Source organism: Streptomyces sp. NPDC000878 (genome assembly GCF_053599695.1).
This window is the reverse complement of the sequence record NZ_JBSFMT010000019.1, coordinates 89,209-113,534: the sequence shown is the minus strand read 5'-3', so window position 1 is coordinate 113,534 and position 24,326 is coordinate 89,209. Positions and strand designations below refer to the sequence as shown.

At 66.9% G+C, this 24,326-nt stretch carries 24 protein-coding genes and 2 pseudogenes; 19 read left to right on the top strand and 7 right to left on the bottom strand.

Annotation, left to right across the window (positions count from 1 at the left end):
- The first annotated feature begins 77 nt into the window (after positions 1-77).
- On the top strand, positions 78-428 hold the full coding sequence (locus tag ACWDR4_RS19395; RefSeq protein WP_450409957.1) for an SsgA family sporulation/cell division regulator: 351 nt from the start codon (positions 78-80) through the stop codon (positions 426-428).
- A 114-nt stretch (positions 429-542) separates the two neighbouring features.
- Here ACWDR4_RS19395 and ACWDR4_RS19390 read toward each other — a convergent pair whose 3' ends face one another.
- The 4 genes from ACWDR4_RS19390 to ACWDR4_RS19375 form a co-directional block, all read right to left on the bottom strand.
- Positions 543-2,162, bottom strand: a complete 1,620-nt coding sequence (locus ACWDR4_RS19390; RefSeq protein ID WP_450410018.1) for a penicillin-binding transpeptidase domain-containing protein — start codon at positions 2,160-2,162, stop codon at positions 543-545.
- A 177-nt stretch (positions 2,163-2,339) separates the two neighbouring features.
- Positions 2,340-3,968, bottom strand: a complete 1,629-nt coding sequence (locus ACWDR4_RS19385) for a penicillin-binding transpeptidase domain-containing protein (RefSeq protein WP_450409956.1) — start codon at positions 3,966-3,968, stop codon at positions 2,340-2,342.
- A gap of 392 nt (positions 3,969-4,360) precedes the next feature.
- A complete protein-coding gene (locus ACWDR4_RS19380; RefSeq protein ID WP_450410017.1) occupies positions 4,361-6,217 on the bottom strand; it encodes an AIPR family protein in 1,857 nt (618 codons plus the stop codon).
- A gap of 2 nt (positions 6,218-6,219) precedes the next feature.
- On the bottom strand, positions 6,220-6,426 hold the full coding sequence (locus ACWDR4_RS19375) for a hypothetical protein (protein ID WP_450409954.1): 207 nt from the start codon (positions 6,424-6,426) through the stop codon (positions 6,220-6,222).
- 576 nt (positions 6,427-7,002) lie between these two features.
- Here ACWDR4_RS19375 and ACWDR4_RS19370 point away from each other — a divergent pair.
- Positions 7,003-7,431: a hypothetical protein gene (locus tag ACWDR4_RS19370; protein WP_450409953.1), complete on the top strand. Its 429-nt coding sequence runs from the start codon at positions 7,003-7,005 to the stop codon at positions 7,429-7,431.
- Between the two features lie 29 nt (positions 7,432-7,460).
- Here ACWDR4_RS19370 and ACWDR4_RS19365 read toward each other — a convergent pair whose 3' ends face one another.
- Positions 7,461-8,573 carry an IS630 family transposase gene (locus tag ACWDR4_RS19365; protein ID WP_450409951.1) on the bottom strand — a complete coding sequence of 371 codons (1,113 nt, stop codon included), beginning with the start codon at positions 8,571-8,573 and terminating at the stop codon, positions 7,461-7,463.
- A gap of 201 nt (positions 8,574-8,774) precedes the next feature.
- Here ACWDR4_RS19365 and ACWDR4_RS19360 point away from each other — a divergent pair, with 201 nt between their 5' ends.
- The 4 genes and pseudogenes from ACWDR4_RS19360 (at position 8,775) to ACWDR4_RS19345 (ending at position 10,630) form a co-directional block, all read left to right on the top strand.
- Positions 8,775-9,290, top strand: a complete 516-nt coding sequence (locus ACWDR4_RS19360) for a GNAT family N-acetyltransferase (RefSeq protein ID WP_450409950.1) — start codon at positions 8,775-8,777, stop codon at positions 9,288-9,290.
- Positions 9,291-9,605: 315 nt separating this feature from the next.
- A pseudogene (locus tag ACWDR4_RS19355) lies at positions 9,606-9,749 on the top strand (transposase); the annotation flags it as partial.
- A gap of 53 nt (positions 9,750-9,802) precedes the next feature.
- Entirely contained in the window at positions 9,803-10,159 is a 357-nt protein-coding gene (locus tag ACWDR4_RS19350; protein ID WP_450410025.1) for a transposase, read from the top strand.
- Between the two features lie 60 nt (positions 10,160-10,219).
- Positions 10,220-10,630, top strand: a complete 411-nt coding sequence (locus ACWDR4_RS19345) for a hypothetical protein (protein ID WP_450409949.1) — start codon at positions 10,220-10,222, stop codon at positions 10,628-10,630.
- Here ACWDR4_RS19345 and ACWDR4_RS19340 read toward each other — a convergent pair.
- Entirely contained in the window at positions 10,627-12,369 is a 1,743-nt protein-coding gene (locus ACWDR4_RS19340) for a dolichyl-phosphate-mannose--protein mannosyltransferase (RefSeq protein ID WP_450409947.1), read from the bottom strand. The two genes, ACWDR4_RS19345 and ACWDR4_RS19340, sit on opposite strands and share 4 nt — an antisense overlap.
- Positions 12,370-12,441: 72 nt before the next feature.
- On the opposite strand from ACWDR4_RS19340, the gene rsmI reads away from it, so the two are divergent.
- The 5 genes from rsmI (at position 12,442) to ACWDR4_RS19315 (ending at position 16,716) form a co-directional block, all read left to right on the top strand.
- On the top strand, positions 12,442-13,314 hold the full coding sequence (rsmI, locus tag ACWDR4_RS19335) for a 16S rRNA (cytidine(1402)-2'-O)-methyltransferase (protein WP_450409946.1): 873 nt from the start codon (positions 12,442-12,444) through the stop codon (positions 13,312-13,314).
- Between the two features lie 177 nt (positions 13,315-13,491).
- Entirely contained in the window at positions 13,492-13,890 is a 399-nt protein-coding gene (locus ACWDR4_RS19330; protein WP_450409944.1) for a hypothetical protein, read from the top strand.
- 151 nt (positions 13,891-14,041) lie between these two features.
- Positions 14,042-14,911, top strand: coding sequence for a TatD family hydrolase (locus ACWDR4_RS19325; protein WP_450409943.1), 870 nt, complete (start codon positions 14,042-14,044; stop codon positions 14,909-14,911).
- Between the two features lie 104 nt (positions 14,912-15,015).
- The gene (locus tag ACWDR4_RS19320; protein WP_450409941.1) at positions 15,016-16,365 is read left to right on the top strand and encodes a ubiquitin-like domain-containing protein; all 1,350 of its coding nucleotides are present in this window, start codon (positions 15,016-15,018) and stop codon (positions 16,363-16,365) included.
- Positions 16,366-16,500: 135 nt separating this feature from the next.
- On the top strand, positions 16,501-16,716 hold the full coding sequence (locus tag ACWDR4_RS19315) for a DUF6243 family protein (protein ID WP_450409939.1): 216 nt from the start codon (positions 16,501-16,503) through the stop codon (positions 16,714-16,716).
- A gap of 127 nt (positions 16,717-16,843) precedes the next feature.
- Here ACWDR4_RS19315 and ACWDR4_RS19310 read toward each other — a convergent pair whose 3' ends face one another.
- On the bottom strand, positions 16,844-17,296 hold the full coding sequence (locus tag ACWDR4_RS19310) for an ATP-binding protein (protein ID WP_450409938.1): 453 nt from the start codon (positions 17,294-17,296) through the stop codon (positions 16,844-16,846).
- A gap of 222 nt (positions 17,297-17,518) precedes the next feature.
- On the opposite strand from ACWDR4_RS19310, the gene ACWDR4_RS19305 reads away from it, so the two are divergent.
- The 8 genes and pseudogenes from ACWDR4_RS19305 to metF all read left to right on the top strand — a co-directional run bounded on the left by ACWDR4_RS19305 (position 17,519) and on the right by metF (position 24,323).
- Complete coding sequence (locus tag ACWDR4_RS19305; RefSeq protein ID WP_450409936.1) at positions 17,519-18,370, top strand: DUF5753 domain-containing protein; 852 nt, start codon at positions 17,519-17,521, stop codon at positions 18,368-18,370.
- 4 nt (positions 18,371-18,374) lie between these two features.
- Positions 18,375-18,599 (top strand): DUF397 domain-containing protein, encoded by a 225-nt coding sequence (locus ACWDR4_RS19300; protein ID WP_450409934.1) that lies wholly within the window; start codon positions 18,375-18,377, stop codon positions 18,597-18,599.
- 349 nt (positions 18,600-18,948) lie between these two features.
- Complete coding sequence (locus ACWDR4_RS19295; RefSeq protein ID WP_450409932.1) at positions 18,949-19,479, top strand: hypothetical protein; 531 nt, start codon at positions 18,949-18,951, stop codon at positions 19,477-19,479.
- A gap of 472 nt (positions 19,480-19,951) precedes the next feature.
- Positions 19,952-20,761, top strand: coding sequence for a class I SAM-dependent methyltransferase (locus tag ACWDR4_RS19290; RefSeq protein WP_450409930.1), 810 nt, complete (start codon positions 19,952-19,954; stop codon positions 20,759-20,761).
- Between the two features lie 252 nt (positions 20,762-21,013).
- Positions 21,014-22,237 carry a methionine adenosyltransferase gene (gene metK, locus ACWDR4_RS19285; RefSeq protein ID WP_450409929.1) on the top strand — a complete coding sequence of 408 codons (1,224 nt, stop codon included), beginning with the start codon at positions 21,014-21,016 and terminating at the stop codon, positions 22,235-22,237.
- 1 nt (position 22,238) lies between these two features.
- A complete protein-coding gene (locus tag ACWDR4_RS19280; RefSeq protein WP_450409928.1) occupies positions 22,239-23,219 on the top strand; it encodes a carbohydrate kinase family protein in 981 nt (326 codons plus the stop codon).
- Positions 23,218-23,427 (top strand): annotated as a pseudogene (locus ACWDR4_RS19275) (vitamin B12 dependent-methionine synthase activation domain-containing protein); the annotation flags it as partial. The gene ACWDR4_RS19280 and the pseudogene ACWDR4_RS19275, both read left to right, overlap by 2 nt.
- A complete protein-coding gene (gene metF / locus ACWDR4_RS19270; protein WP_450409926.1) occupies positions 23,424-24,323 on the top strand; it encodes a methylenetetrahydrofolate reductase [NAD(P)H] in 900 nt (299 codons plus the stop codon). The pseudogene ACWDR4_RS19275 and the gene metF, both read left to right, overlap by 4 nt.
- Positions 24,324-24,326: the final 3 nt, after the last annotated feature.

Genomic DNA, 24,326 nt, shown 5'->3' with positions numbered 1-24,326 from the left:
TCGGGAGAATGTGCGACATTGGAGAAGAAGTGGATTCACAGCTTCTGCATAGGTCACGCAGCGTTAGGGGCCGTCCGATGTCCGCAGTCGAGCAGTACGCGCGAGCCCATATCGTCACGGACACCCAGGACGACGACCGGGGCGCGGTTCCCGTGGTCCTGCGCTACGACCCGGAGGCGGATCCGCGCGCGGTGCGGATCGGGCTGCCCGGTCCGCATGAGTGGACGTTCTCGCGGTCGTTGCTGGAGGAGGGGTTGCGGGCGCCGGTGGGGTCGGGGGAGGTGCGGGTGTGGCCGTGCGGGCGGGTGCAGGCGGTGGTCGAGTTCCACTCGGCGGGGAGTGTGTCGGTGGTGCAGTTCGAGACGAAGACGCTGATGAGGTTTTTGCGGCGGACGTACATGGCGGCGGGGGCGCGGGTGCCGGGCTGAGATACCCAGCCCGTCCGGCGTTTGAGGACGAGGCCGTTCAGGCCGACAGCGGGGGTCTGGGGGCGGCAGCCCCCAGGGGATGGGAATGGGTAGGGGCGGCGGGGGCGAGAAAAGTCAGCCCCCAGCCTTCAGCAGCGCCGCCACGATCGGCCCCGCCGTACTCCCCCCGTGCCCACCCTGCACCACCACACCCGCACCGGCCAGATCCCCCCGGTACGCCGTGAACCAGCCGTTCGGCTTGTCCTGGCCGTCCACCTCCGCGGACCCCGTCTTCGCCCCGTAGTCCGGGCCCAGGCCGACCATCGCTTCCGCAGCCGTCCCGTACGCCGCCGTGTACTGCATCAGCTCCCGCAACTGCGACAGCGTCGCCGACGACATCGTCCGGGACGCCGTGGCCAACGTACGGCCGTCCACGTCCGCCGAGACCAGGTACGGCTGCCGGAACACCCCCGACTCCACCGTCGCCGCCACCGACGCCATGTTCAGCGGGTTCATCCGGACCCCGCCCTGCCCGATCAACGACGCCGCCATCTGCGCCTGCGACTGCACCGGCACCGACCCGTCGAAGGTCGAGACGCCGATCGCCCAGTTGTCCATGCCGAGGCCGAACACCTGCTGCGCCTGCTTGGTCAGGCTGTCGTTGTCGAGTTCCTTCGCCTGGCTGATGAAAGCCGTGTTGCAGGACCGCGCGAAACTCGCCTTGAAGGTCCCGCCCTTGATCTCGAACTCGTCGTCGTTCTGGAACTTCCAGCCGCCGTACGTCGAGTACTTGGGGCACGGATGCGCCTCGTCCGCCGACGCCAGCCCCTTCTCGATCAGCAGCGACGACGTGATGACCTTCATCGTCGAACCCGGCGCCAACGACCCCTGGAACGCCGTGTTGAAGCCGTGGGACTGGTTCGCCACCGCCAACACCTCGCCCGTCGACGGGCGGATCAGCACCACCGACGACTTCGCCTTCTTCGCGACCTGCGTCTCCGCCGCCGCCTGCAGACTCGGGCTCAGCGTCGTCTTCACCACACCCGGCGTGCCCTTGCTCAGCTCCAGCAGGGTCTTGTCGGCCGACTTGGCCGCCTTGGACGCCGTACCGCGCACGACCCGCAGCTCGATGCCCGCCTTGCCGCCGGCCTTCTTGCCGTACTTCTCCCGGAGGCTGTCCAGGACCGTGCCCAGGGACGGGTACTTCTTCAGCGTCAGTTCGCCGCCGTCCCGGTCCACCGCCTTGATCGGCGGGGTGCCCGCCTCCCCGGTGAGCAGCTTGTCGCCGTCCGCCAGGTCGGGGTGGACCACCGACGCGTGCCAGTCGACCAGCGGCTTCCCGTCGGACGTACGACGGACCACGGTCAGGGCGCTCTCGTACGCGAGCGGCTTGCTCGTACCGCCGAACGTCACCGTGCCCTTGACCGAGAACGGGACCTTGGCGCCCGTCGCCACGCCCGGTGTGATCGTCACGCCGGTGATGTGGGCGTCCTTGGTGTAGCCGGTGAGGAGCGTTGTGGCTGCGGCAGTCGTGGCGTTCGTGGCTGCCGCCGCCTGGGCGGTCCTGCCCGTCTGCCACGCCGTCAGGAACTGCGTGGCGACTGCCTTGACCTGCGCCGCCGACACCGGGCCCGTCGGTACCTTCGACTTCTGGTCGGCCGTGGTGGCCGTCGAGGAGCCGTCCTCGGCCGCCGCTCCGCCGCCGTACAGCGCGTAGACGCCGAAAGCGGCGCCGCCGACGACCACGGCGATCATCCCGCCGATCGCGGCGGGCCTGGTCTTCCGTGCACTCTGTCGCTCGGCGACGTGCCTCTTCTTGCCCCTCTTGCCCACAGCTCCCGATCCTCCGCGGTAATCCCCAGGGTCCCCGTTGCCCTCACCTACACCTCAACGACAACGACCACCCTAGAGTCCCGTCCTGTGCGGGTGAGTTCAGCCGCCGGTCCGTAGCACGGCTGCGACAATCGGACCGGCCGCGTCGCCGCCGTGACCGCCCTCCAAGGTCATGGCCGCCGCCGCGATGTCGCCCCGGAATCCGGTGAACCAGCTGTTGGACTTCTCCTGGCCGTCCACCTCCGCGGACCCCGTCTTCGCACCGATGTCCCCGGTCAGCCCGGACATGGCCTCCTGGGCGGTGCCCTGGGTCGCCGTCATCCGCATCATCTCCTTGAGCTGCGCGGACGTGCTCGACGGCAGCCCCTTCGCCTTCGCCAGCTGACGGTCGTCCAGGTCGGGCGATACGAGGTACGGCTGCCGGAACTCGCCCGTGATCGCCGTCGCCGTCACCGACGCCATGTTCAGCGGGCTCATCTGCACCTGGCCCTGCCCGATCGCGTTGGCCGCGCGGTCCGGGCCGGGGGAGGCGGGGACGCTGCCGTCGAAGGAGGTGATCCCGGTCTTCCAGTTGTCCTGCCCGAGCCCGAACCGCTCCTGGGCCTCGGTCGTCAGCGACTCGTCGGTGAGCTTGTTCGTGGTGGTGCCGTCGATCAGCTTGATGAAACCGGTGTTGCAGGAGCGCAGGAAGTCGTTGGCGAGAGTGGCGCCCTCGTTCGGTTCCATGCCCTTGAGGTTGCTGAAGGTCTGGCTCTTCCAGATCGCGGTCGGCGTACAGGGCGCCGGGCCGTTCATCGTCGCGACACCGTTGTCGATCAGCATCGCCGCCGTGATGATCTTCATCGTGGAGCCGGGTGCCAACGTGCCCTCGAAGGCCGCGTTGAACTGGTCCGTACGGTGGTTGGCGACCGCCAGCACCTCACCCGTGCTCGGCTGTACGGCGACCACGGACGACTCGGAGAACTTCAGCACCGCCTTCTCGGCGGCGGCCTGCGCGCTCGCGCTCAGCGTCGTCGGGAGCTTGCCCGGGGTGCCCTCGGCGAGGGTCAGCAGCGAGGTGTCGGCCGTCTCGGTGTCCGCGTGCCGGATCATCAGCTCGACGCCCGGCGTACCGCCCGCCTTGTCGCCGTAGCGCGCCCGCAGGGTGTCCAGGATCGGCCCCAGCGACGGGTACTTCTCCTTCGTCAGCACCTTGCCGTCCCGGTCCACGGCCTCGATCGGCGGGTTCGCGGCCTCCCCGGTGACCAGCTTGTCCCCGGAGACGGCGAGACCGGGATGGATGACCGACGGTTTCCAGTCGACCAGCGCCTTCCCGGTCGTCGTACCCCGGACGATCGTCAGACTGCTCTTGTAGGCGAGGGGCTTCGTCTTCCCCTCGAACGACACCGTGGCCTTCACGGAGAAGGGCACGGTCGCTCCGGTGGCCGTTCCGGGGGTGATCTTCACCCCGGTGATGTGCGCGTCCGCGCTGTACCCGGTGAGCAGGTTCTTCGCGGGTATCGCGTTGTTGGTGAGATCGGCGGCGGCCTGCGCCTGCCCCTTCTCCCAGGCCGCGAAGAACTCCTCGCCGGCCTCGGCGATCTCGTCCTTCGACGGCGGCCCGGTCTTCACACCCGTACCGCCGTCCTCGCTGAGCGCGGACACGACGTTGAACGCGCCGTACCCGGCCCCGCCGACCATCACCGTGAACACGGTCCCGACGATGGCGGCCTTCGCTCCCTTGCGCATGCGTGTTTCCCTCCCCGTTGGCCACAGCACTGTAAGTGGCCTGAGGGGCTGCTGTGGGGAGTGTTTCCGTCTCTTGTCCCAACTCTTGTCCGAAGAGTGACTAGACCCAGGTCTTCAGCCATACACGCGAACGCCGCGAATCGGCAGGAATCGCCGTACTGGTGCAGGGAAGTTAGAAGGGGTTGACATCAACAGGCGTGCAACCGTGTAGGGCAGCACAATCACCACTTGGCTGAGCGGACACAGATCCTGGCGGATGGGCAGCCTGTGAGAGCGGTGCACGCATCTTCGTGGGTGCCGTCGTCCGAGTCTTCTTGTGTCGGCCGGTGGGTGGGACGGCGCGATTGTCAAGCGAGTGCTGGTTGCCGTGGGTGACGATATGGTGGCAGGTGCTACCTGTCGATTTTGAAACGGCGCATCACGACGGTCGCTTGGCGCAGCCTGTTTGTGAAATCCTCACTGCGGGCAACCCTGTCAATTCCCTGAGTCCTGTTCCCGCGCAAGGCGCTTCGATATTCGCGATCCAGTAGGTTGGCCATTGCTCCCACGAGAGCATCTGACAGGTGTTCCAGCTTTACGTTCAGAAGGTCGCCCTGCGTGGGTCGCCTTAGTCGCGTTAGTGTGAACCGGCTCATGTATGCGAGATGGTATCGCCAATTCTCCATTGTGTCGCCCAATAGCGGTCGATCTTGGGCGTAATCTGTCAAGAAATCGCTGATGCGCGCATGAATGTCTAGGACGAGCCCGTACAGGTCGATGTCCGTGTCGGTCGAGAACACCTTGTAGTAGTGGGAATCGTCTAGGAGCAGTGTTTCTGAGTACTTGAGCGCCGTGTGGGGTTCCCCAACCGTAAAGGCAGTGTACTCGCGCGCCAATCTGGACATGCTGACCACTTGCTCTAGCGGAAAGCCCAGATTTTTGTAGTAGTTCGCCCGCCGCTCGTAACGATATCCGTCACGCGCGAGCGCTTCTTCGATGTCCTTCTGGATTTTCTCGGTGGCGCGCAGAGCGCCGGGCGGGAGCTGTGTCTGACTGTTTGTTGCACGGATGATTACGTCCCTGGCGCGCCCGGAGGAAGGTGGGACCATGACTCGCACGAGTACTGAGCGGTCGTTATGGTGCCCTGAGTTTCGGAAATGGTTGAATATTTCGTGGCTCGTTTGCAGGCCGTTTACGATCTGAGGATCCCTGACTACGATCCTCTTGCCAGCGATGCTGACCTCTTCTGCGACGATTGTTACGCCATTATTGAACCACCAGAAATCCTCGGGGTGATTGGACTTCAGAGTTTCGCCGATTGCGGCATTGACGGAGGTCTGGCCTGCGTAGTCTCGTACGTTGGATTCGAATAGTTCGAGTCGGAGTGCGCCATTTTCGGACGTGATGAAATTATAGTATTGATCAAGGCGTACTAGACATATGTAGCCGTCGCCGAGTGATGTACTGACTGGCGTCTCGGTGAACGTCATATCCAAGACGGTCGAAGCGCCGCGCCCTGACATCTCCCTGAGTTCTGGGGCTCCGAGGTACTCAACATGGCATTTTGTTTGTGAGGCAACCTTGGCTAATTCGTTGGCGAGCCTGTTCCCTTTAGCTCGCACGTTAGGATGCGGCGACTCGACGGATCGGGTGGCGTAAATCACCCGGATCGAAACTTCCGGGAAGGAAGAGGCAAGGGCTTCTAGTACGTCAAGAAACCTGCCAGTGCGATCTAGTAGTTTTGCATTCGTCGACTCGGATAGAGTCTTTGCATCTCGGCCCATATCGAGAAGTAGCGGCAGATGATAGTGCAGCTTCTCGAAAGCTGTCTCTTGATAGCCAGGCGAAGTTTTGGCCTGCAAGATAACGAGCTCGATCTTCTTTGCCCGAATGGTCACGTGACGATCGATGCTGGCAGAAACGTATCGATCGTCAACGAAAACCCAGAGGCCGTCGACACCGCAATCGTGAGAGCCGTCAACGATACCGTCACGGAGTTCATCGATATCTAGGTCGAGGTCTTGTAGTGCGGTGCTGGCTGTGAAGTAGTTAAAGAAATCGTCCATCTTTTGATTTGGCGCAAGCCGCCGCCTCTGATCTTCCAGGATTCGGTCGAGCAGGCGTTGATCGTTACTCTTCACAGCCATCTGCGGTGCCCCCAAGTTCACATGCTTCTGTGGGCAATCATCTTGGCGAAGCTGTGCTTGCGCTGGCAAGGTGTACGGCTCAACTTGGCTGGTGCTGCGACGTACCCTACGAGCTCGCAACACGATCAAGATCTGGCCTTCTTGAGGCGTCGCTGGCAGATGAGGTTGCAGGTGAGGGAGAGGAAGGCGTTGTGGAGTTCGCTGTGGCGTTCCCAGCGGACGGCGAGGCGTTTGAATTGGTGGCGCAGGGCGAAGGCCTGTTCGGCGACGCTCGGGGCGCCCTTGCCGGAGATGACCGGCAGGATCCGGCGGCGTCGCAGCTCACGGCACACAGCGTGACGTCGTTGACGTTGGCTGCGGTGGTGATGACCTTGAGCGGGGTGCCGCGTCCGCCGCAGATCAGGTGGTGTTTGCTGCCCGTCTTCCGCCGGTCGACCGGCGACGGACCGGTGTCGGTTCCTCCTTTTTTCGGGTGGATGTGGGAGCCGTCCACACGTGCTCTCGACCAATCGAGTTTGCCGGCCGCGTTGAGTTCGGTGAGCAGGACGCGGTGCAGCTGTCTGGATACACGACAGCGACCCGTAGGCCCCTTGAACTTCCGGCGAGGTGCGTAGCCGCCAACCCGCGCTGCCAACACTTCCTCTGGGTGACAGGAGACAGGTCGAGAGGTGATGTTGGCATATGTTCGTTCGTCAAATGCCTGTCGCCTTTGCGAACCTCAGGGGGACTGCGCATCTCCCAGGGGGCAGAGACAAGTAGTCATAGGGCGGCTAGTGCTCTGACCGCATAGGTGCGCCGGGTTGAGCATGCACCTACTCCTCGCCGAGCTGGCGCTGTTGATGCGTGTAGATCAGCGCAAGGTGACACCCTCGTGATCCATACTCAGTGTCGGCAGCTTCGGGGAGGGCGTGTCCATGCAGCATCGCGGTACGAGTACACGAGCAGTCAGGCGAGCAGCGGCCGTTGTCGTTGCCGCTGTCCTGATAAGCAGTTGCTCGTCAGACGATCCAGCGCAGGCCAAAGAGTGGCAGCGGCAGTACTGCACCAAGCTGGGGTCCTGGCAGGACGCCAAGCGCGCCACGACAGCGAGCGTTGCAGACGCCGACGCCAGTGACGGGCAGAATGTCCAGTCGCCCGAGTTCGACAACGCCGAATCAGCAGGGCAGGCGGTCATCGACGCCTCGAAAAGGCTTGACCGGGAAGGCCTTGAACATGGTGGCAACCGCATCCTCGATGACACCGTCAATGCGGTCGGCGGCGACATCGGGGCTGAGGGTCGTGCAGTGTCTTACTGCGACAGCTCGGGCTTCGAGACTTTGGTCAGCTCGACTGGCTAGTGCTGCGAGCGCATAGGTCGCCGAGTTCTTCAGGCCGCGGCGGCGAGGGGGCGTCCGCCCCACCGGATGCCCTTCTCGCTGCGGATGCGGGCGCGTTCCTTACGTTCGGCGGCCAGGACGTCGCGGTGACGGGCGTTGGCGTTGCGCCAGCGTAGGTACGCGTGCAGGGCCCGGGTCTGGACGGTGTGGTTGGAGTTGGTGATGGTGAACTGCCGCAGTGGTCCGAAGTGCGCTTCGATCGGGTTCGCCCACGAGGCGTAGGTCGGGGTGAAACACAGCTCGACCTTGTGTTTCCTGGCCCAGCGGCGGATGTCGGCGCCTTTGTGGGCGGACAGGTTGTCCAGGATCACGTAGATCGGGGCGCCGTCGGGCCGGGCGGCGCGGATCGATTTCAGCGCGGCCAGCGTGTTCGCGGCCCCTTTCTTGCGGCGGTTGACACCCCAGAGGGTGTCGTCGCCGACCGAGTAGCAGCCGTGAAAGTAGCGCACCCCATGGGTGCGGTGGTAGGTGGCCGGCAGTCGGTCGGGATGGTTCCGTGCGGCCCACCCCGAGCCAGCGATGGGCCGGATGCCGAGGGGTCCGAACTCGTCGAAGGCGAAGACCCGGTCCGGGAAGCGGTCAAGGACCTCCTCGATCCGGTCCAGCTTCGCCTCCCGGTCCGGGTCGGGAGATTCCTTCCACGTCTTGGTGCGCTGGAAGGTGATGCCGCGGCGGGCGAGCAGGCCGCGTAACGCCTCGCGGCCGATGAGGATCATCCGGCCGTGGAATTTCCGCAGGTAGGCGACGAGCTTGCGCAGGGACCAGCGGGTGAAGGGCTGGCCCAGCTTGGTCGGGCGGGTGGTGGCCGTCTGGATGACGAAGTCCTCCTCGTCAGGGCTGAGTCGGCGGGGACGGCCTCCCGCCCACCGAGGGTCCAGACAGGCCAGGCCGATCTCGTTGAACCGGTGGATCACATCCCGCACGGTGTCCTCATCGGCCTGCACAAGCTGGGCAATCACCGGAACCCGGTTTCCGCCGGCCGAGGCCAGCAGCATCATCGCGCGCCGGTAGCGCACCGAGCTCGTGCTGCCCCGGCGCACGATCTGCTGCAGCTTCTGCCCCTCCTGGTCGGTCAGTCTGCACACACGGACAGGCTCGGCCACCGCGCCTCCAGCAGTCGGATCGGACGTCACCGCACATCCAACCGCCACGACCACCAACCCGGCGCACCTATGCGGTCAGAGCACTAGCGACAACCGCTAACGGCCAAGAGAGCTCGGTAGACTTTCGCGCCCTCTTGGTACGTCAGCCCGGCTAGTACTCCAGCCGTAGATCGTGATCGTCTGGATCGTTATCGTGGCCGCATGCCTGAACTGATGGCCCCGGCCACCCGCCTGCACTCCGCCTGGCTCGAGGCGCGTGCAGAGTGGGGTCCCGGCCTCCACGAGGACGGATTCGGGCTGCGGCCATCTGACGAGGTCGACTCGCCGTCCGGGTTCGCGGCCTGGGTCGCGCTGCTGGCTGACGAGTCAGATCCGAAAGCAGTAGAGACCGGCCGGGGTTGTACGTACCGATGGATCGTCGAGGGCGACCGAGTGCACGGCGGGATCGCGCTGCGGCACGGGCCCAACGATTATGTGGCGCAGTTTGGTCACATCGGCTACGGGATCCGGCCGTCTTCACGTCGGCGTGGGCTGGCCACTTGGGCGCTGGGCCAGGCGCTCGACGAGGCACGGGCGCTCGGCCTGGACCGGGTGCTGATCGTCTGCGAAGTCGACAACCTCGCCTCGGTGAAGACAATCGAGCATTACGGCGGCGTTTTTGAAGACGTCCGGGATACCGATCACGGCTCCGTGCAGCGCTACTGGATCAAGATCTAGTTTTTGCCGGTGGGCCGGTGTGGGCAGGGGTGCGGCCACCGCTGATCATCGGTGTGTGAAGACAAACAACCAAGCCGTGGCCGCGAATCACAGCGTAGACCCTGCCCGCTGGCAGGAAGGCTTTCGAGGCCCTGATGGCCAGGATCGCGGGCCGGTTTACCCGTGTCGAACCCCGGCGCCGGATACCGCGGTTGGTCCTGGGACTGCTCTCGGATCTGACACACAAGAACTGCTGGACCATCGCCGAATGGGCCGGTGACGCAACGCCGGACGGGATGCAGCACCTGCTGAACCGCGCCAAATGGGACGCCGACGGTGTCACGCGACGACCTGCGCGACTACGAGGCCGAGCATCTGCACGACGACCAGGCGGTCCTCGTCGTCGACGAGACCGGCGATCTGAAGAAGGGCAGCCGAACCGTCGGCGTCCAGCGCCAGTACACCGGCACCGCAGCGAGAACTCCCAGGTCGCCGTCTACCTGGTCTACGCAGGTCAGCGCGGCCATGCCGCCGTGGACCGGGAACTGTACGTCCCCCGCTCGTGGACCGATCAGCCCGACCGCTGCCAGGCGGCCGGACTCGACCCCGACACCACCTTCGCGACCAAACCGGAACTGGCCACCCGGATGTTCGCACGGTTCCTCGACGCCGAACACCAGGCTCCCTGGGTCGCTGGCGACGAGGTCTACGGCGGCAACCCGAAACTGCGCACAGCCCTGGAACAACGCACCACCGGCTACGTCCTCGCGGTCGCCCGGATCCACGAAGTGGCCACCAGAGCGGGCAAGTTCCACGCAGACACCCTCGTGAAGAAGATTCCCAAGCTGGCATGGCAGAAGCTGTCCGCCGGAGCCGGGGCCAAGGGGTAACGCTTCTACTACTGGGCCCTTATCGACCTGCCCGACCCCGGGCCCGGCCACCGCCACCTGATGATCCGCCGCAACCGCACCGCCGGCGAACTCGCCTACTACCGCTGCTACTCTCCACGGCGCGTACCGCTGACGCCTCTGGTTCGCGTCGCGGGATCCAGATGGCGGGTCGAAGAGACCTTCCAGTCCACCAAAGGTTTGGCAGGACTGGACGAGCACCAGGTCCGCCGCCATACGTCCTGGTCCCGCTGGGTCACCCTCGCCATGCTCGCCCACGCCTTTCTGTCCGTGATCCGCGCAGACGAACATCTTCAACATCCCGCCCCGGACCTTCTGATCCCCCTCACCTGCAACGAGATCGCACCCCTGTTCATCGCGCACGTAGCCCAGCGCGTCCAGAACACCAAGCCGGTCACTACTGGCGTCAGGCCGCAATTCCAGCATGATCACGGTCTACCGCTGGAGTACTAGACCCAGGTGTCCAGCCACATCCGCGACCGCCAGCTGTCGATGGGGATCGCCGTCCCCGTGTACAGCGGCCAGAAGTAGATGAAGTTCCACGCGATCAGCAGCACCAGCACGCCCGCGCCCGCCGCCCCCGCGACCCGGCGGCGTTCGCTCGACCCCGGTGGGCCGACGATCGCGCCGATCATCATCGCCACGGCCAGGCAGAGGAAGGGCAGGAAGACGATGGCGTAGAAGAAGAAGATCGTGCGCTCCTGGTACATGAACCAGGGGAGATAGCCCGCCGCGATGCCGCAGGCGATCGCGCCCGCCCGCCAGTCGCGCCGGAACAGCCAGCGCCACAGGACGTACAGCACCGCGAAGCAGGCCGCCCACCACAGCAGGGGGGTGCCGAGGGCCAGGACCTCGCGGGCGCACTGCTCGCCCGCGTCCGTGGGGCAGCCGTCCTTGCCGGGTGCGGGGGACTCGTAGAAGAACGAGACCGGGCGGCCCAGGACCAGCCAACTCCACGGGTTGGACTGGTAGTTGTGCGGGGAGTGCAGGCCGACGTGGAACTCGTACACCGCGTGCTCGTAGTGCCAGAGGCTGCGCCACCAGTCCGGGAACAGCCAGGTCCAGCTGCCGCCCTTGCCCTCGGTGGCGGCCCAGTTGCGGTAGTAGCCGCCGGTGCCGTTGGACGGGGAGAGGATCCAGGCCGTCCAGGACAGGACGTACGTGAAGATCGCCACCGGGACCGTCGCCAGGAACGCCCAGCCCAGGTCGCGCTTGAGGACCGCCGAGTACGGGTGGCGGGCGCCGGCGACCTTGCGGGAGCCGGCGTCCCACAGCACCGCCATCACACAGAACGCGGCCAGGATGTACAGGCCGTTCCACTTCGTGCCGATGGCCAGGCCCAGCATCAGGCCCGCCGTCCAGCGCCAGGGGCGGAAGCCGAAGCGGGTCGTCTCGGCGACGTGCGCGTCCGGTCGTACGACACCGTCCGCGTCCGGTGGAAGGGCCGCCGCGAGCCGTTCGCGGGCCTTGTCGCGGTCGATGATCAGGCAGCCGAAGGCGGCGAGGACGAAGAACTGGAGCACGCCGTCGAGGAGCGAGGTGCGGCTCATCACGAAGGCGAGGCCGTCCACGGCCATCAGCGCGCCCGCCAGGCAGCCCAGGAAGGTCGAGCGGAACAGGCGGCGGCCGATCCGGCACAGGATCAGGACCGACAGCGTGCCCAGCAGCGCCGTCATGAAGCGCCAGCCGAACGGATTGAACCCGAACATCCATTCGCCGAGCCCGATGACGTACTTGCCGACGGGCGGATGCACGACATAGGCCGGGTCGGACGGGATCGGGACGTTCCCGTCGGACTTCAGGATCAGGTCGTTGACGTTCTTGTCCCAGTTGACCTCGAAGCCGCGGTGGATGAGACCCCACGCGTCCTTCGCGTAGTACGTCTCGTCGAACATCACCCGCTTCGGATTGCCCAGGTCCCAGAAGCGCAGCAGGCCCGCGAGCAGCGTCACCAGCAGCGGGCCGCCCCAGCCCGACCAGCGGTTGATCCGGTCGGTGAGGGCCGGCGGCACCCCGAGGGTCGCCCACAGACGGGGGCTCGGCTCGGTGTACGGCGGCACCAGCCGGTCCCGGACATCGCTTCTCGGCTTCGCCGTGTATCCGTAGCGGCGCAGCCGCTGTTGCCACGACGGCCGCTGCTCTGGCGAGGGTGCGCTATGCCGGGTGTCCGTGGAGGGCGCGGTACTGGTCACCGCGCCATCGTAGGGAACAGCGCTGTGTGCGTCCCGTGTAAGGGGTCCTTGGGGCCCTGCGAGGATGGAAACGTGACAGGAACACTGGTTTTGGCGGGCACACCCATCGGCGACATCACGGACGCGCCGCCCCGGCTCGCGACGGAACTGTCCGGCGCCGACGTCATCGCGGCCGAGGACACCAGGCGGCTGCGCCGGCTCACCCAGGCGCTCGGGGTGCAGCCCAAGGGGCGGGTGGTGTCGTACTTCGAGGGCAACGAGGCCGCGCGCACCCCCGAACTGGTCGAGGCGCTGCTGGGCGGCTCGCGGGTGCTGCTGGTGACGGACGCGGGCATGCCGTCGGTGTCGGACCCCGGGTACCGGCTGGTCGCCGCCGCCGTGGAGAAGGACATCAAGGTGACGGCCGTACCCGGCCCGTCCGCCGTCCTGACCGCGCTCGCGCTCTCCGGGCTGCCCGTCGACCGTTTCTGCTTCGAGGGCTTCCTGCCGAGGAAGGCGGGCGAGCGCCTGTCGAGGCTGCGGGAGGTGGCCGAGGAGCGGCGCACCCTCGTCTACTTCGAGGCCCCGCACCGCCTCGACGACACCCTCGCCGCCATGGCGGAGGTGTTCGGGGCCGACCGCCGGGCCGCCGTCTGCCGCGAACTGACGAAGACGTACGAGGAGGTGAAGCGCGGTCCGCTGGCCGAGCTGGCGGAGTGGGCCACGGAGGGCGTACGGGGTGAGATCACCGTCGTCGTCGAGGGCGCCCCCGAGAAGGGCGCGGGGGACGTCGGCGCCGAGGAACTGGTACGGCGGGTGCGGGTGCGCGAGGAGGCGGGGGAGCGGCGCAAGGAGGCCATCGCGGCGGTCGCGGCCGAGGTGGGGGTGCCCAAGCGGGAGGTGTTCGACGCGGTGGTGGCGGACAAGAACGCCGTGAAGAGCGATACGCATCCGCGGGTGTCATAACCGGGCAAAAGAGTGAGGCGAAATGCAAAGCCCAGGCCTCGGACCAGGGCTGCTCCCACAAGGAATACCCAAAACGCCTTCAACAGTCGACAGGTCTGATGCCTTCGCGCCGGTGGAGGCGTCCACTGGTTCACAGGGACGCACCCGTCCTGTGTCCAGCGGACAAGAGGAGCTGGCATGAGCGAGATCACCGGCCACCGCGGTACGGCCACCGCCGTCGTTCACGAGTCGTATTCCTTCGCCTGCATGCGCTGCGGGCACGGCTGGGAACAGTCGTACGAGATCGAGCACCACATCGACGGCGAGGGCGCCGAGATGGTGATGTACGTGGCGGACGGCCGGGTCGTGCCGTCCCCGCTGACCCGGCCCACCTGCCAGAACTGCGACAACCATGTGGTGCGGATCATGAGGGCGGGGCAGGTGTCTGCCGTGCAGAGGTCGGTGCAGCGGCAGCGGTCTGCTCCTGAGGCTGCGGTCTCGGACGCGGAGGCCTCCGCGGAGCCCGGGGCGCCGAAGGAACCGCACCACTGGCACTTCTCGGATCTCCTGCACCCGTTCCATCGCAAGGCGAGTTAGCTCCGCTGGTTGGGCGGTTCTTTGGCTGCGGGGCCGTCGTGGCTGGTCGCGCCCACGCGGCGGAGCCGCAAATCGAATACAGCCCCGCGCCCCTATGGGGCGCGACCGCACCGCTGGAATTGAAGACATGCCCCTTTCGTAGGATCGGGGCATGTCTGCCAAGTCCGAAGCGCCGCCTCTGCCCGAGCCCCTCCGTGTGGCGGTGGCTGATTCCCACACTCACCTCGATATGCAGTCCGGGTCCGTCGCGGAGGGGCTTGCCAAGGCCGCGGCGGTCGGGGTGGTGACGGTCGTCCAGGTCGGCTGTGACATCAAGGGCTCCCGGTGGGCGGCCGAGACGGCGGCGACGTACGAGAGCGTCCACGCGACCGTCGCCCTGCACCCGAATGAGGCTCCCCGGATCGTCCATGGAGATCCGGACGGCTGGTCAAGGCAGGGCGCGCGGGTGCCCGGCGGGGACGCGGCCCTCGACGAGGCGCTCGCCGAGATCGACCGGCTGGCAGGCCTCCCGCAGGTCAAGGGGGTCGGCGAGACGGGACTCGACTACTTCCGTACCGGGCCCGAGGGCAAGGAAGCCCAGGAGCGGTCCTTCCGGGCCCACATCGAGATCGCCAAGCGGCACGGCAAGGCGCTGGTCATCCACGACCGGGACGCGCACGCCGACGTCCTGCGGGTGCTGAAGGAGGAGGGCGCCCCCGAGCGGACCGTCTTCCACTGCTACTCCGGCGACGCGGACATGGCCGAGGTGTGCGCAGCGAACGGCTACTTCATGTCCTTCGCCGGCAACATGACCTTCAAGAACGCCCAGCCACTGCGCGACGCGCTGGCCGTGGCGCCCCTGGAGCTGGTCCTGGTCGAGACGGACGCCCCCTTCCTCACGCCCACGCCGTACCGTGGCCGCCCCAACGCTCCCTACCTCATCCCGATCACCCTGCGGGCGATGGCCGACGTACGCGGCATCGACGAGGACACCCTGGCGACGGCCATCGCGACGAACACCGCACGCGCCTTCGATTACTGACACGCACGCACGTGCGTTGACGCTACGTAGTCGCGTCGCTTTGGAGAGTGACGGCCGCTCCGCTAGGTTCTGGTGCCCGTCGCCGGAACCTGGAGCGTGTCGTCGTGAGCAGTTCGCCGCCGTACGAGACGTACAGCACCGTCAGCGGGCCGCAGCCGCCGCAGCCCTATGAGCCGTACGACCCGCACAGCGCCGAGACGGTGGCGTACGGGATGTCGGTACCGGTTACGGTGCCGTACGAGGACACGTACCGGCCCGCCTACGAGCCGCCGCCGACGCTTCCCCAGCAGCAGCAGCAGCAGCCGGCCGGCGGGAGGGCCCAGGACCGCCGGGCGGCCAGGCGTCGCAAGGGTTCCGAGCGCCCCGACGCCATCCGCCGCCTGCTGCCGCAGGCACTCGTCGTGGCCTTCCTGGCGGGCGGTACGACGGCCTTCGTCGCCAAGGACAAGGCGATCGAACTGAGCGTCGACGGCAAGCCGCGCACCCTGCACACCTTCGCCGACGACGTGACCGAACTGCTGGCCGACGAGGGGGTCGCGGTCGGCGCCCACGACGTCGTCGCCCCCGCACCGGGCACCGCGCTGGCCAGCGGCGACGAGGTCCGCGTCCACTACGGGCGACCCGTACGGATCACTCTGGACGGTGAACGGCGTGAGGTGTGGACGACGGCGCGGACGGTGGACGAGGCACTCAGGCAGCTCGGGGTGCGCGCGGAGGGCGCGTACCTGTCGCTCGCGCGCTCCCAGAAGATCGGCAGGCAGGGCCTCACCATCGACGTCCGCACCGAGCGGACGGTGACGATCATGGCGGACGGGCGGGCCCGCACGATCCGTACGAACGTGGCGACGGTCGGCGAGGCGGTGGCGGCGGCCGGGATCACGCTCCGCGGCGAGGACACCGTCTCGGTGGCCGCCGGGAGCTTCCCGCGCGACGGCCAGACGGTGACGGTCCTGCGGGTGACGGGCTCGAAGGAGGTACGCGAGGAGCCGATCCCCTTCGACGTCAGGCGCACCCAGGACGCGACTCTCTTCAAGGGCACGGAGGTCGTCGACCAGGCGGGACGCCCGGGTCTGCGCCGGGTCACCTTCGCCATCCGCGCGGTCAACGGCGTCAAGCAGAAGCCGCGCCGGGTGCGTACGGAGGTGGTGCGCGAGCCGCGGGCCCAGCTGGTGAGGGTGGGCGCGAAACCGCTGCCGACGTCGGTGCAGGGGGCGGACCATCTCGACTGGGGGTCGCTGGCGGCCTGTGAGTCCGGGGGGCGGCCCAACGCGGTGGACCCGTCCGGGACGTACGGGGGCCTGTACCAGTTCGACACACAGACCTGGCAGAGCCTGGGGGGTGCGGGGCGGCCCCAGGACGCGACGGCGACGGAACAGACGTTCCGCGCGAAGAAGCTGTATGTGAAGAGGGGGGCGGGGCCTTGGCCGCACTGCGGGGTGCGGTTGCATGGGTGAGGGCCTTTTCTCGGTCCAGTTTCTCGGGCCAGTTCACCTGGAGACCTGGAGGCTGTCCCTCGGTTGGTGTGCGGGGTCGACGGAACCGGGTAACGTCCTTGTCATATTTCTTCCAGACGCCGACCGGGAGAGCCCGTGACCGTGAGCAAGAACATCAACAACCCTGTGGGCATGGGCGGCGGCAAGCGCAAGAAGCTGTCCCGCGCCGAACGGCAGAACAACGGTCCGCACCGCAACCTCGACCGCCAGGTCGCGGCCGACCAGAAGGCGGAGCTGGTGCGGAAGATGCGTGAGAAGGCAGGCGCAGCTGAGGGTGCCGGGCAGGCGGGCGACGACACCGCGCAGAGCTGACGCACCGCCGTCGCAGGGCAACACCGCACGAGGCAGGGCCCGAACCGCGACGCGCGGTCCAGGCCCTGCTGCCGTACCGGGCGCGGCCGGTCCCGCTCAGCTCTCGGCCGACCACCCGGGGCAACCCTCAGGCGCAGGTGCTGACACCGGTGGCAAGTTCGCACCAGACGTACTTGCCGCGGTTCCCGAACCGGCTCAACGGCTGCCACCCCCACAGATCGGCGCAGGCCACCACCATCCCCAGCCCACGCCCGTCCTCCGACTCCGGCTCGATGAGCTGCCCCAACTCCCGTGGCGGCTCCGGCGGTCGGGGGTCCGCATCCCACGCCCCGATCCGCAGAACGCCGGCCGACCAGCGCACGCGCAGGGCGGCGGGCCCCTCGGTATGCCGTACGGCGTTGGACACCAGCTCGGAGGCGAGGAGTTCGGCGACGTCGACGAGGCCGATGAGCCCGTGGATGGTGAGGATCAGGCGGAGGGTGCGGCGGCTGACGGTGACGGCTCGGGGGTCGTTGGGGATGTAGAGGGAGTACTCCCAGGGCCGGGGCTCGGTCTTGGTGTCCTTCTCGGTTTCGGGCATGCGTCAACTCCCGTTCGGTGGTGGGGGGTTACGGTCGGCGGGCGGTGGCATGCCGCAGCCGTCGCGGCAGGACGGGGTGGTGCGCTTCCGGGGGTCCCGGGGTTCCGCAGGGTGTGCGTCGCGTCACCGACGGTAGACCTTCTTTTTTAGGTTCCGCAAGTCGATCGCGTAACCTGACCCCCGAACGAGTCGCGCCCACGGGCGCGTTGAGAGGAGCAGGCGATGGTGTTGAGGCGCGACCCAACGGCACGTCAGATGCGCCTGGCGGTCGAGCTACGCAGGCTCCGGGACGCGGCAGGACTCGCCGCCCGCGATGCGGCAGCACTGCTCGGAGTGAGCTCCGCTCAGATCAGCCAGATCGAGTCCGGCCTCACCGGCGTGAGTGAGAAGCGGCTACGCCACCTCGCCGCCAATTACGCCTGTACGGATGGAGAGTTGATCGATGCCCTGGTGGCCATGGCGAGGGACCGCACGCGCGGCTGGTGGGAGGAGGATCGAGGTCGACTGCCCACACCTTTCCTGGAGTTGGCCGAGTTGGAGCACCACGCCCGTTGCCGATGGGACATGGACTTCCTGCACGTCCCTGGCCTGCTCCAGACCGAGGACTACGCCCGGGCACTCTTCTCGTACGTCAACCCGGAGTTCCCGGTGAACGAGGTGGCGCGTTGGGTGGAGCACCGTATGAAGCGGAGGGTCATCATCGAGCGCCCCGACCCGATCCCGTACGAGACCGTGATCCACGAAGCGGCGCTGCGTATCAGGGTCGGCGACCGGTCCACGACACGGGCTCAGCTCACCCGAGTCCTGGAACTCTCCGAGTCCGACCACGTCACCGTGCGAGTCATCCCCTTCGACCTGGACGACTTCGGCGGAGCCGGAAGCACGATGGTGTATGCGGGCGGCCCTGTCCCCAAGCTGGACACCGTGGTGCGCGACGGACCCAACGGCCCTGTGTTCATCGACGCCGAAGCCCAACTCAGCCGCTACCGAACACTCTTCCGTAGGGTAGAAGCGGCGTCACTCGACCCCGAGCGTTCGCGTGACTTCATCCACAGGCTGGCGAAGGAGCTGTAGGAACGTGACTACCCCCGACACCTGGCAGAAGTCGTCCTACTCCGGCGGCGGCCAGGGCGACGCGTGCGTCGAGATCGCGGACCGCCGCACCCACATAGCCGTCCGCGACTCCAAGACCCCGGCCCGAGCGACCCTCACCTTCCCCGCCGGCGCCTTCGCCTCCTTCATCGAGTCCGTCAAGTCGCCCATCGGCAACGCTTCTTCCGCCCGTCGATCGCACGCGGCCTGACCTTTCCCTCGTGCCGAAGGGCGTCAACGCCGTTACGGGGTGACCGGCGGGGACTCTTCCTCCGGCGCGGCCATGACAGGTAGGCCCAACGGTCGAGCTTCTCGCAGGCCCAGGCGGGGTCGTACGCTGCCGTGGGCAGCTGCGGTACGCGCTTGCGGCCGGTTTCGTCGAGGCGGCAGGGAACGTCGAAGGCCGTGTTCCAGCCTTCCAGGTCCGTGGCGAAACGCTCGCGCGCTTCCGCTGGACCGATTCCCAGGTACTGGGCGATCTCCGACCAGGAACTGCCCCGCTCGCGTTCGTAGATCACGGCCGAGGCCAGAGTGCGCTCTGCGAACTCGATGCCCGCGCTGTGCCTGCTCGCTGTCCCCGGCGTAGCCACGTCCCTGGCCGCCACCGCCCGCTTCGCCGCGCCGACACCGACCACGACCCGCGCGAACAACTCGCACCGACCACCCACACGCCGAACGCATCCACACAGGGACGGCTCCCGGCCCCTCCGAACGGCGACGCGCCCGACGACGCCGTGGGCGCCCGGCTCCCCCGGCACGCCACGCACCCGGCCGACGAACCCGGCGACACGCCGGCCGGCTCGGCCGCCGACGGCAAGACCGTACGCGGACCCCGCACCGACCCCGCAGCCGCCCACCTGCCCGCCACCGCACTCCACACCCGCCAGACCATGACCGCCCAGCACCAGACCACCGCGAAGAGCAACGAAACCCCCGCCCACGCCCCGCTACCGCACCGGACCGACCCGCACGGTGTCGTCACCACCGCCGATGCGACGCACACCCAGCACGCCCACACCGAACACATCACGGCCACCGGCGGCCAGCCCCGCACAACCCACCGAACTCGTCAAGAATCACTGGCCGGTTGAAGCCCCGCACCACGCCAGAGACATGCCCTCCGGCGAGGACACCTCCCGCATACACACCGCCACCGCACCCCACGCCATCGCGACCCTGCGCAATCCCGCCATCGGGCTCATGCACCAAGCAGACCGGACCAACACCGCCACCCCAACCGATCACCACCGAAGCGGGGACAAGACGTCGCGATGCCTCCCTCGACCCGAGCGAAACCATTCCTGACCAGTGGAAAACAAGGGATCACCTTCGGTTGGGACACAGGTTCTCCGCACAGGTGGTGTTCGCACCACCACGATCAGGAGACACTTCCTCCATCAGTGTCGTACTCCCAAGATGAATGTGTGGGACGCGGCCGAATTGAAGCCGCTGAATTCCCCAGTCGTGAAGAACTGGTCCAGAAAACCAGCTAACCAATTGTCCACGAAATCCGGGGCTTGACATGTTCATCGGCGGCTCACAGACCTGAAGGGGATTCAAGAAATGGATGAATTCGACTCTCGCGGAACGTTCCAGAAGGCTGCGGACGAGTACGCGAAGATCCAGGACGCCTTCCCCGAGGTGATACGCGACCCGCTGCTGGCCGACATGGCAGTGAAAGAAGGCGACCGGATACTTGATCTGCCCTGCGGGACGGGCAACTCGATCGTCAAGGCAATGGAGCTCGCAGGGCCGACAGGACACGCCCTGGCCATCGACATCTCTGCCTCCATGGTCGAAGAAGCCAAAGAAAAGGCAGAGGCTGCAGGCGTCAAGAACATCCAATTCGTCGTGGAGGACATGGACAAGGCCCAGTTCGATGTCGCCGCATACGACATCGTCGTGTCAGCCAATGGCCCCTTCTTTGCCTCGGACCTCAAAGCCTTCCTGGGGAAACTGTGGGACGCCGTCAAGCCTGGCGGTAAATTGGTCCTCATGACCTTGGGGCGCAACTTTTTCACGCCCATCTCCGGCGTCTTCCTGGACTTGGCGCAAAACAGGACTGAAGACCTGCAGATCTCCACACCCTGGCGCATCACAGAAGACATTTTCTTCTTGAAAACACTCCTCGAAGAGGTGACGCACGGGCAGCAGGTCAAGCTCACCCACCGCGACGCCGTAATGGATTACAGGACAGCCGACGGAGGCTGGAATCTCCTGATGGGTACCGCATTCAGGAACTACACCCTGGGGATGTCACCAGAGAACAAAGCCGGAATCGAGGCGGAGATGAAGGAGTGGATGCAGACCAACCGCCAGTTCTCTGCGACCATCAGCTTCAACAACATCACCGTCACCAAAGACGATGCATGAAGTGAAGGCTGTCAACTCCCTCGTATCCGGCGGTCGCGTTGCTGTGCGCGACCGCCTCGGCGGTGCTCACGGATGCCCCGCAGCATGCGCTGGACGCCGCGATCGGCGCGTTTTGCAGGCTGGATCCGAAGAACTCGGTGGTGACCGCCGACGCCCTGCACACCCAGCATGATCACGGGGCCTGTCCGACCGGCCGCGGCGCTCACCACCTGACGTCGAGTCACCTCACTGCCTCCCAATCCTGGAGAACGCATGTCCCGTCGTCTGTTCACCTCGGAGTCCGTGACCGAGGGTCACCCCGACAAGATCGCTGACCAGATCAGCGATGCCATTCTCGATGCGCTCCTGCGCGAGGACCCCAAGTCCCGTGTCGCTGTGGAGACGCTCATCACGACCGGCCTGGTGCATGTGGCCGGAGAGGTCACGACCAAGGCGTACGCGCCGATCGCCCAGCTGGTGCGCGACACCATCCTGGACATCGGCTACGACTCGTCGAAGAAGGGCTTCGACGGCGCCTCCTGCGGGGTGTCGGTGTCGATCGGCGCGCAGTCCCCTGACATCGCGCAGGGTGTCGACACCGCGTACGAGACCCGGGGCGAGGAGTCCTCCCAGAGGGACGAGGGTGACGAACTGGACCGCCAGGGTGCGGGCGACCAGGGTCTGATGTTCGGTTACGCGTCGGACGAGACACCGACGCTGATGCCGCTCCCGATCTTCCTGGCCCACCGTCTGTCGAAGCGCCTGTCCGAGGTCCGCAAGAACGGCACGATCCCCTACCTCCGTCCCGACGGGAAGACCCAGGTCACCATCGAGTACGACGGTGACAAGGCGGTCCGTCTGGACACCGTCGTCGTCTCCTCGCAGCACGCGAGCGACATCGACCTGGACTCCCTGCTCGCCCCCGACATCCGCGAGTTCGTGGTCGAGGTCGAGCTGAAGGCGCTCCTCGACGACGGCATCAAGCTGGAGACCGAGGGCTACCGCCTGCTGGTCAACCCCACCGGCCGCTTCGAGATCGGCGGCCCGATGGGCGACGCCGGCCTCACCGGCCGCAAGATCATCATCGACACCTACGGCGGTATGGCCCGCCACGGTGGCGGCGCCTTCTCCGGCAAGGACCCGTCCAAGGTCGACCGCTCCGCCGCGTACGCGATGCGCTGGGTCGCCAAGAACGTCGTCGCGGCGGGCCTCGCCTCCCGCTGCGAGGTCCAGGTGGCGTACGCCATCGGCAAGGCCGAGCCCGTCGGTCTCTTCGTCGAGACCTTCGGCACCGCCAAGGTCGACACCGACCGGATCGAGAAGGCCATCGACGAGGTCTTCGACCTCCGCCCGGCCGCCATCATCCGCGACCTCGACCTCCTGCGCCCGATCTACGGCCAGACCGCCGCGTACGGCCACTTCGGCCGTGAGCTCCCCGAGTTCACCTGGGAGCGCACGGACCGGGTCGAGGCGCTGCGCAGGGCAGCAGGTGTCTGACATGCGAATCGCTGTCACAGGGTCCATTGCCACCGACCATCTGACGACGTTCCCGGGCCGCTTCAGCGAACATCTGCTGCCCGACCAACTCGCCAGCGTCTCGCTGTCCTTCTTGGTGGACGATCTCCAGGTACGCAGGGGTGGAGTCGCCGCGAACATCACCTTCGGCCTCGGCCTGCTCGGAGTCACTCCCTTGCTGGTCGGTGCCGTGGGCACTGACTTCGCCGAGTACGGCGCCTGGTTACGCATGCACGGGGTCGACATCAGTCATGTGAAGGTGAGCGAGCAGTCCCAGACGGCCAGATTCATCTGCATCACCGACAGGGACCAGAACCAGATTGCCGCCTTCTACCCGGGTGCCATGACCGAAGCGCGGCATATCAGTCTGGCTGACATCACAGCCAGTTGGGGCAGGCCCGCCCTCGTCGTCATCGCGCCGGACGACCCTCTGGCCATGCAGCGCCACACTTCCGAGAGTCGACAGCTGGGCATTCCGTACGCCGCGGATCCCTCGCAACAACTGGCCCGCCTGGAGAACGAGGAGGCCCGTCGCCTCGTCGACGGAGCGCAGTTGCTCTTCGGCAACGAATACGAGGCCGCGCTCCTGTGCGAACGCACCGGATGGACCAGGCAACAGGTGTTGGATCGCGTGGGCACCTGGGTCACCACTCGGGGTGCGAACGGGGTGACGGTCGCCACCCGGGGAGAAGCAGTCCTCACCATCCCTGCCGTGCCGTCCGAGAAGGCTGTCGATCCCACGGGTGTGGGTGACGGCTTCCGCGCGGGATATCTCGTCGGCATGTCACGCGGCCTGTCCAAGGAGAGGGCGGCTCAGTTGGGCTGTGCCTTGGCCACCACGGTTCTGGAGACGGTGGGGACCCAGGAGTATCGACTGAGTGATGATCTGTTGGCCCGTGTCGCAGACACATATGGCGCAGGCGCCTCGGTGGACATCGCGCGCTGTGTGGAGGTGCCGGTGTGACGGCGTCTTCCGACGCCCTGCGCGAGGCGCTCGCCACGCGTGTGGTGGTGGCCGACGGTGCGATGGGCACCAGGTCGTCACTGTCGGCTCCCGGATCGGCGTACAGCTCTCGGAGGAGTTCCAGCTCCACCCCGAGCAGTCCACGGACGCGATCGTGATCCATCACCCCGAGGCGAAATACTTCGACGCCGGAGGCAATCGAGCATGAGTGCCCTGCGAGAACTCCTCGCCCGAGGAGAGCGGTCCTTCTCCTTCGAGTTCTTTCCACCGAAGACGGAGGCGGGTACTCGGGTCCTGTGGGACGCCATCCGCCGGATCGAACCGCTCGCGCCCTCCTTCGTGTCGGTCACCTACGGCGCGGGCGGCTCATCACGGGACCGCACGGTGGAGGTGACCGAGCGGATCGTGAACGAGACAACGCTCCAGCCCGTGGCGCATCTGACGGCGATCGGGCATTCGAAGGCCGAACTGCGCCGCATCATCGGTCAGTACGCGGACGCGGGAGTGCGGGACGTGCTGGCACTGCGCGGCGACCCGCCGGGGGATCCCAACGCACCCTGGTCACCGCATCCGCAGGGCTTTCGGTACGCGCATGAACTGGTGGCGCTGGTGCGGGAGTCGGGTGACTTCAGCGTCGGTGTCGCCGCCTTTCCCGAACGGCATCCGCGCTCCCCGGACTGGGAAAGCGACATCCGGCACTTCGTGGCCAAGTGCGAGGCCGGCGCCGACTACGCGATCACTCAGATGTTCTTCCACGTGGAGGACTATCTGCGGCTGCGTGACCGGGTTGCCGCAGCCGGCTGTGACACCCCGGTCATCCCGGAGATCATGCCTGCTACCGACATCCGGCAGATCGCCAGGTTCGCCGAGCTGAGCAACGCCACCTTTCCCGACGACCTGGCCAGGCGTCTGGAGGCGGCCCGGGACAACCCGGCGGAAGGGCGGAGGATCGGCATCGAGTACGCCACCACGATGGCCGACCGGCTCCTCGACGAAGGCGCTCCCGGCCTGCACTACATCACGCTCAACCGGTCCACGGCGACGCTCGAGATCCACCGCAGCATCCTGGACTCACGGAGCGCACATGCCCTCGCGCACAGCTGACGT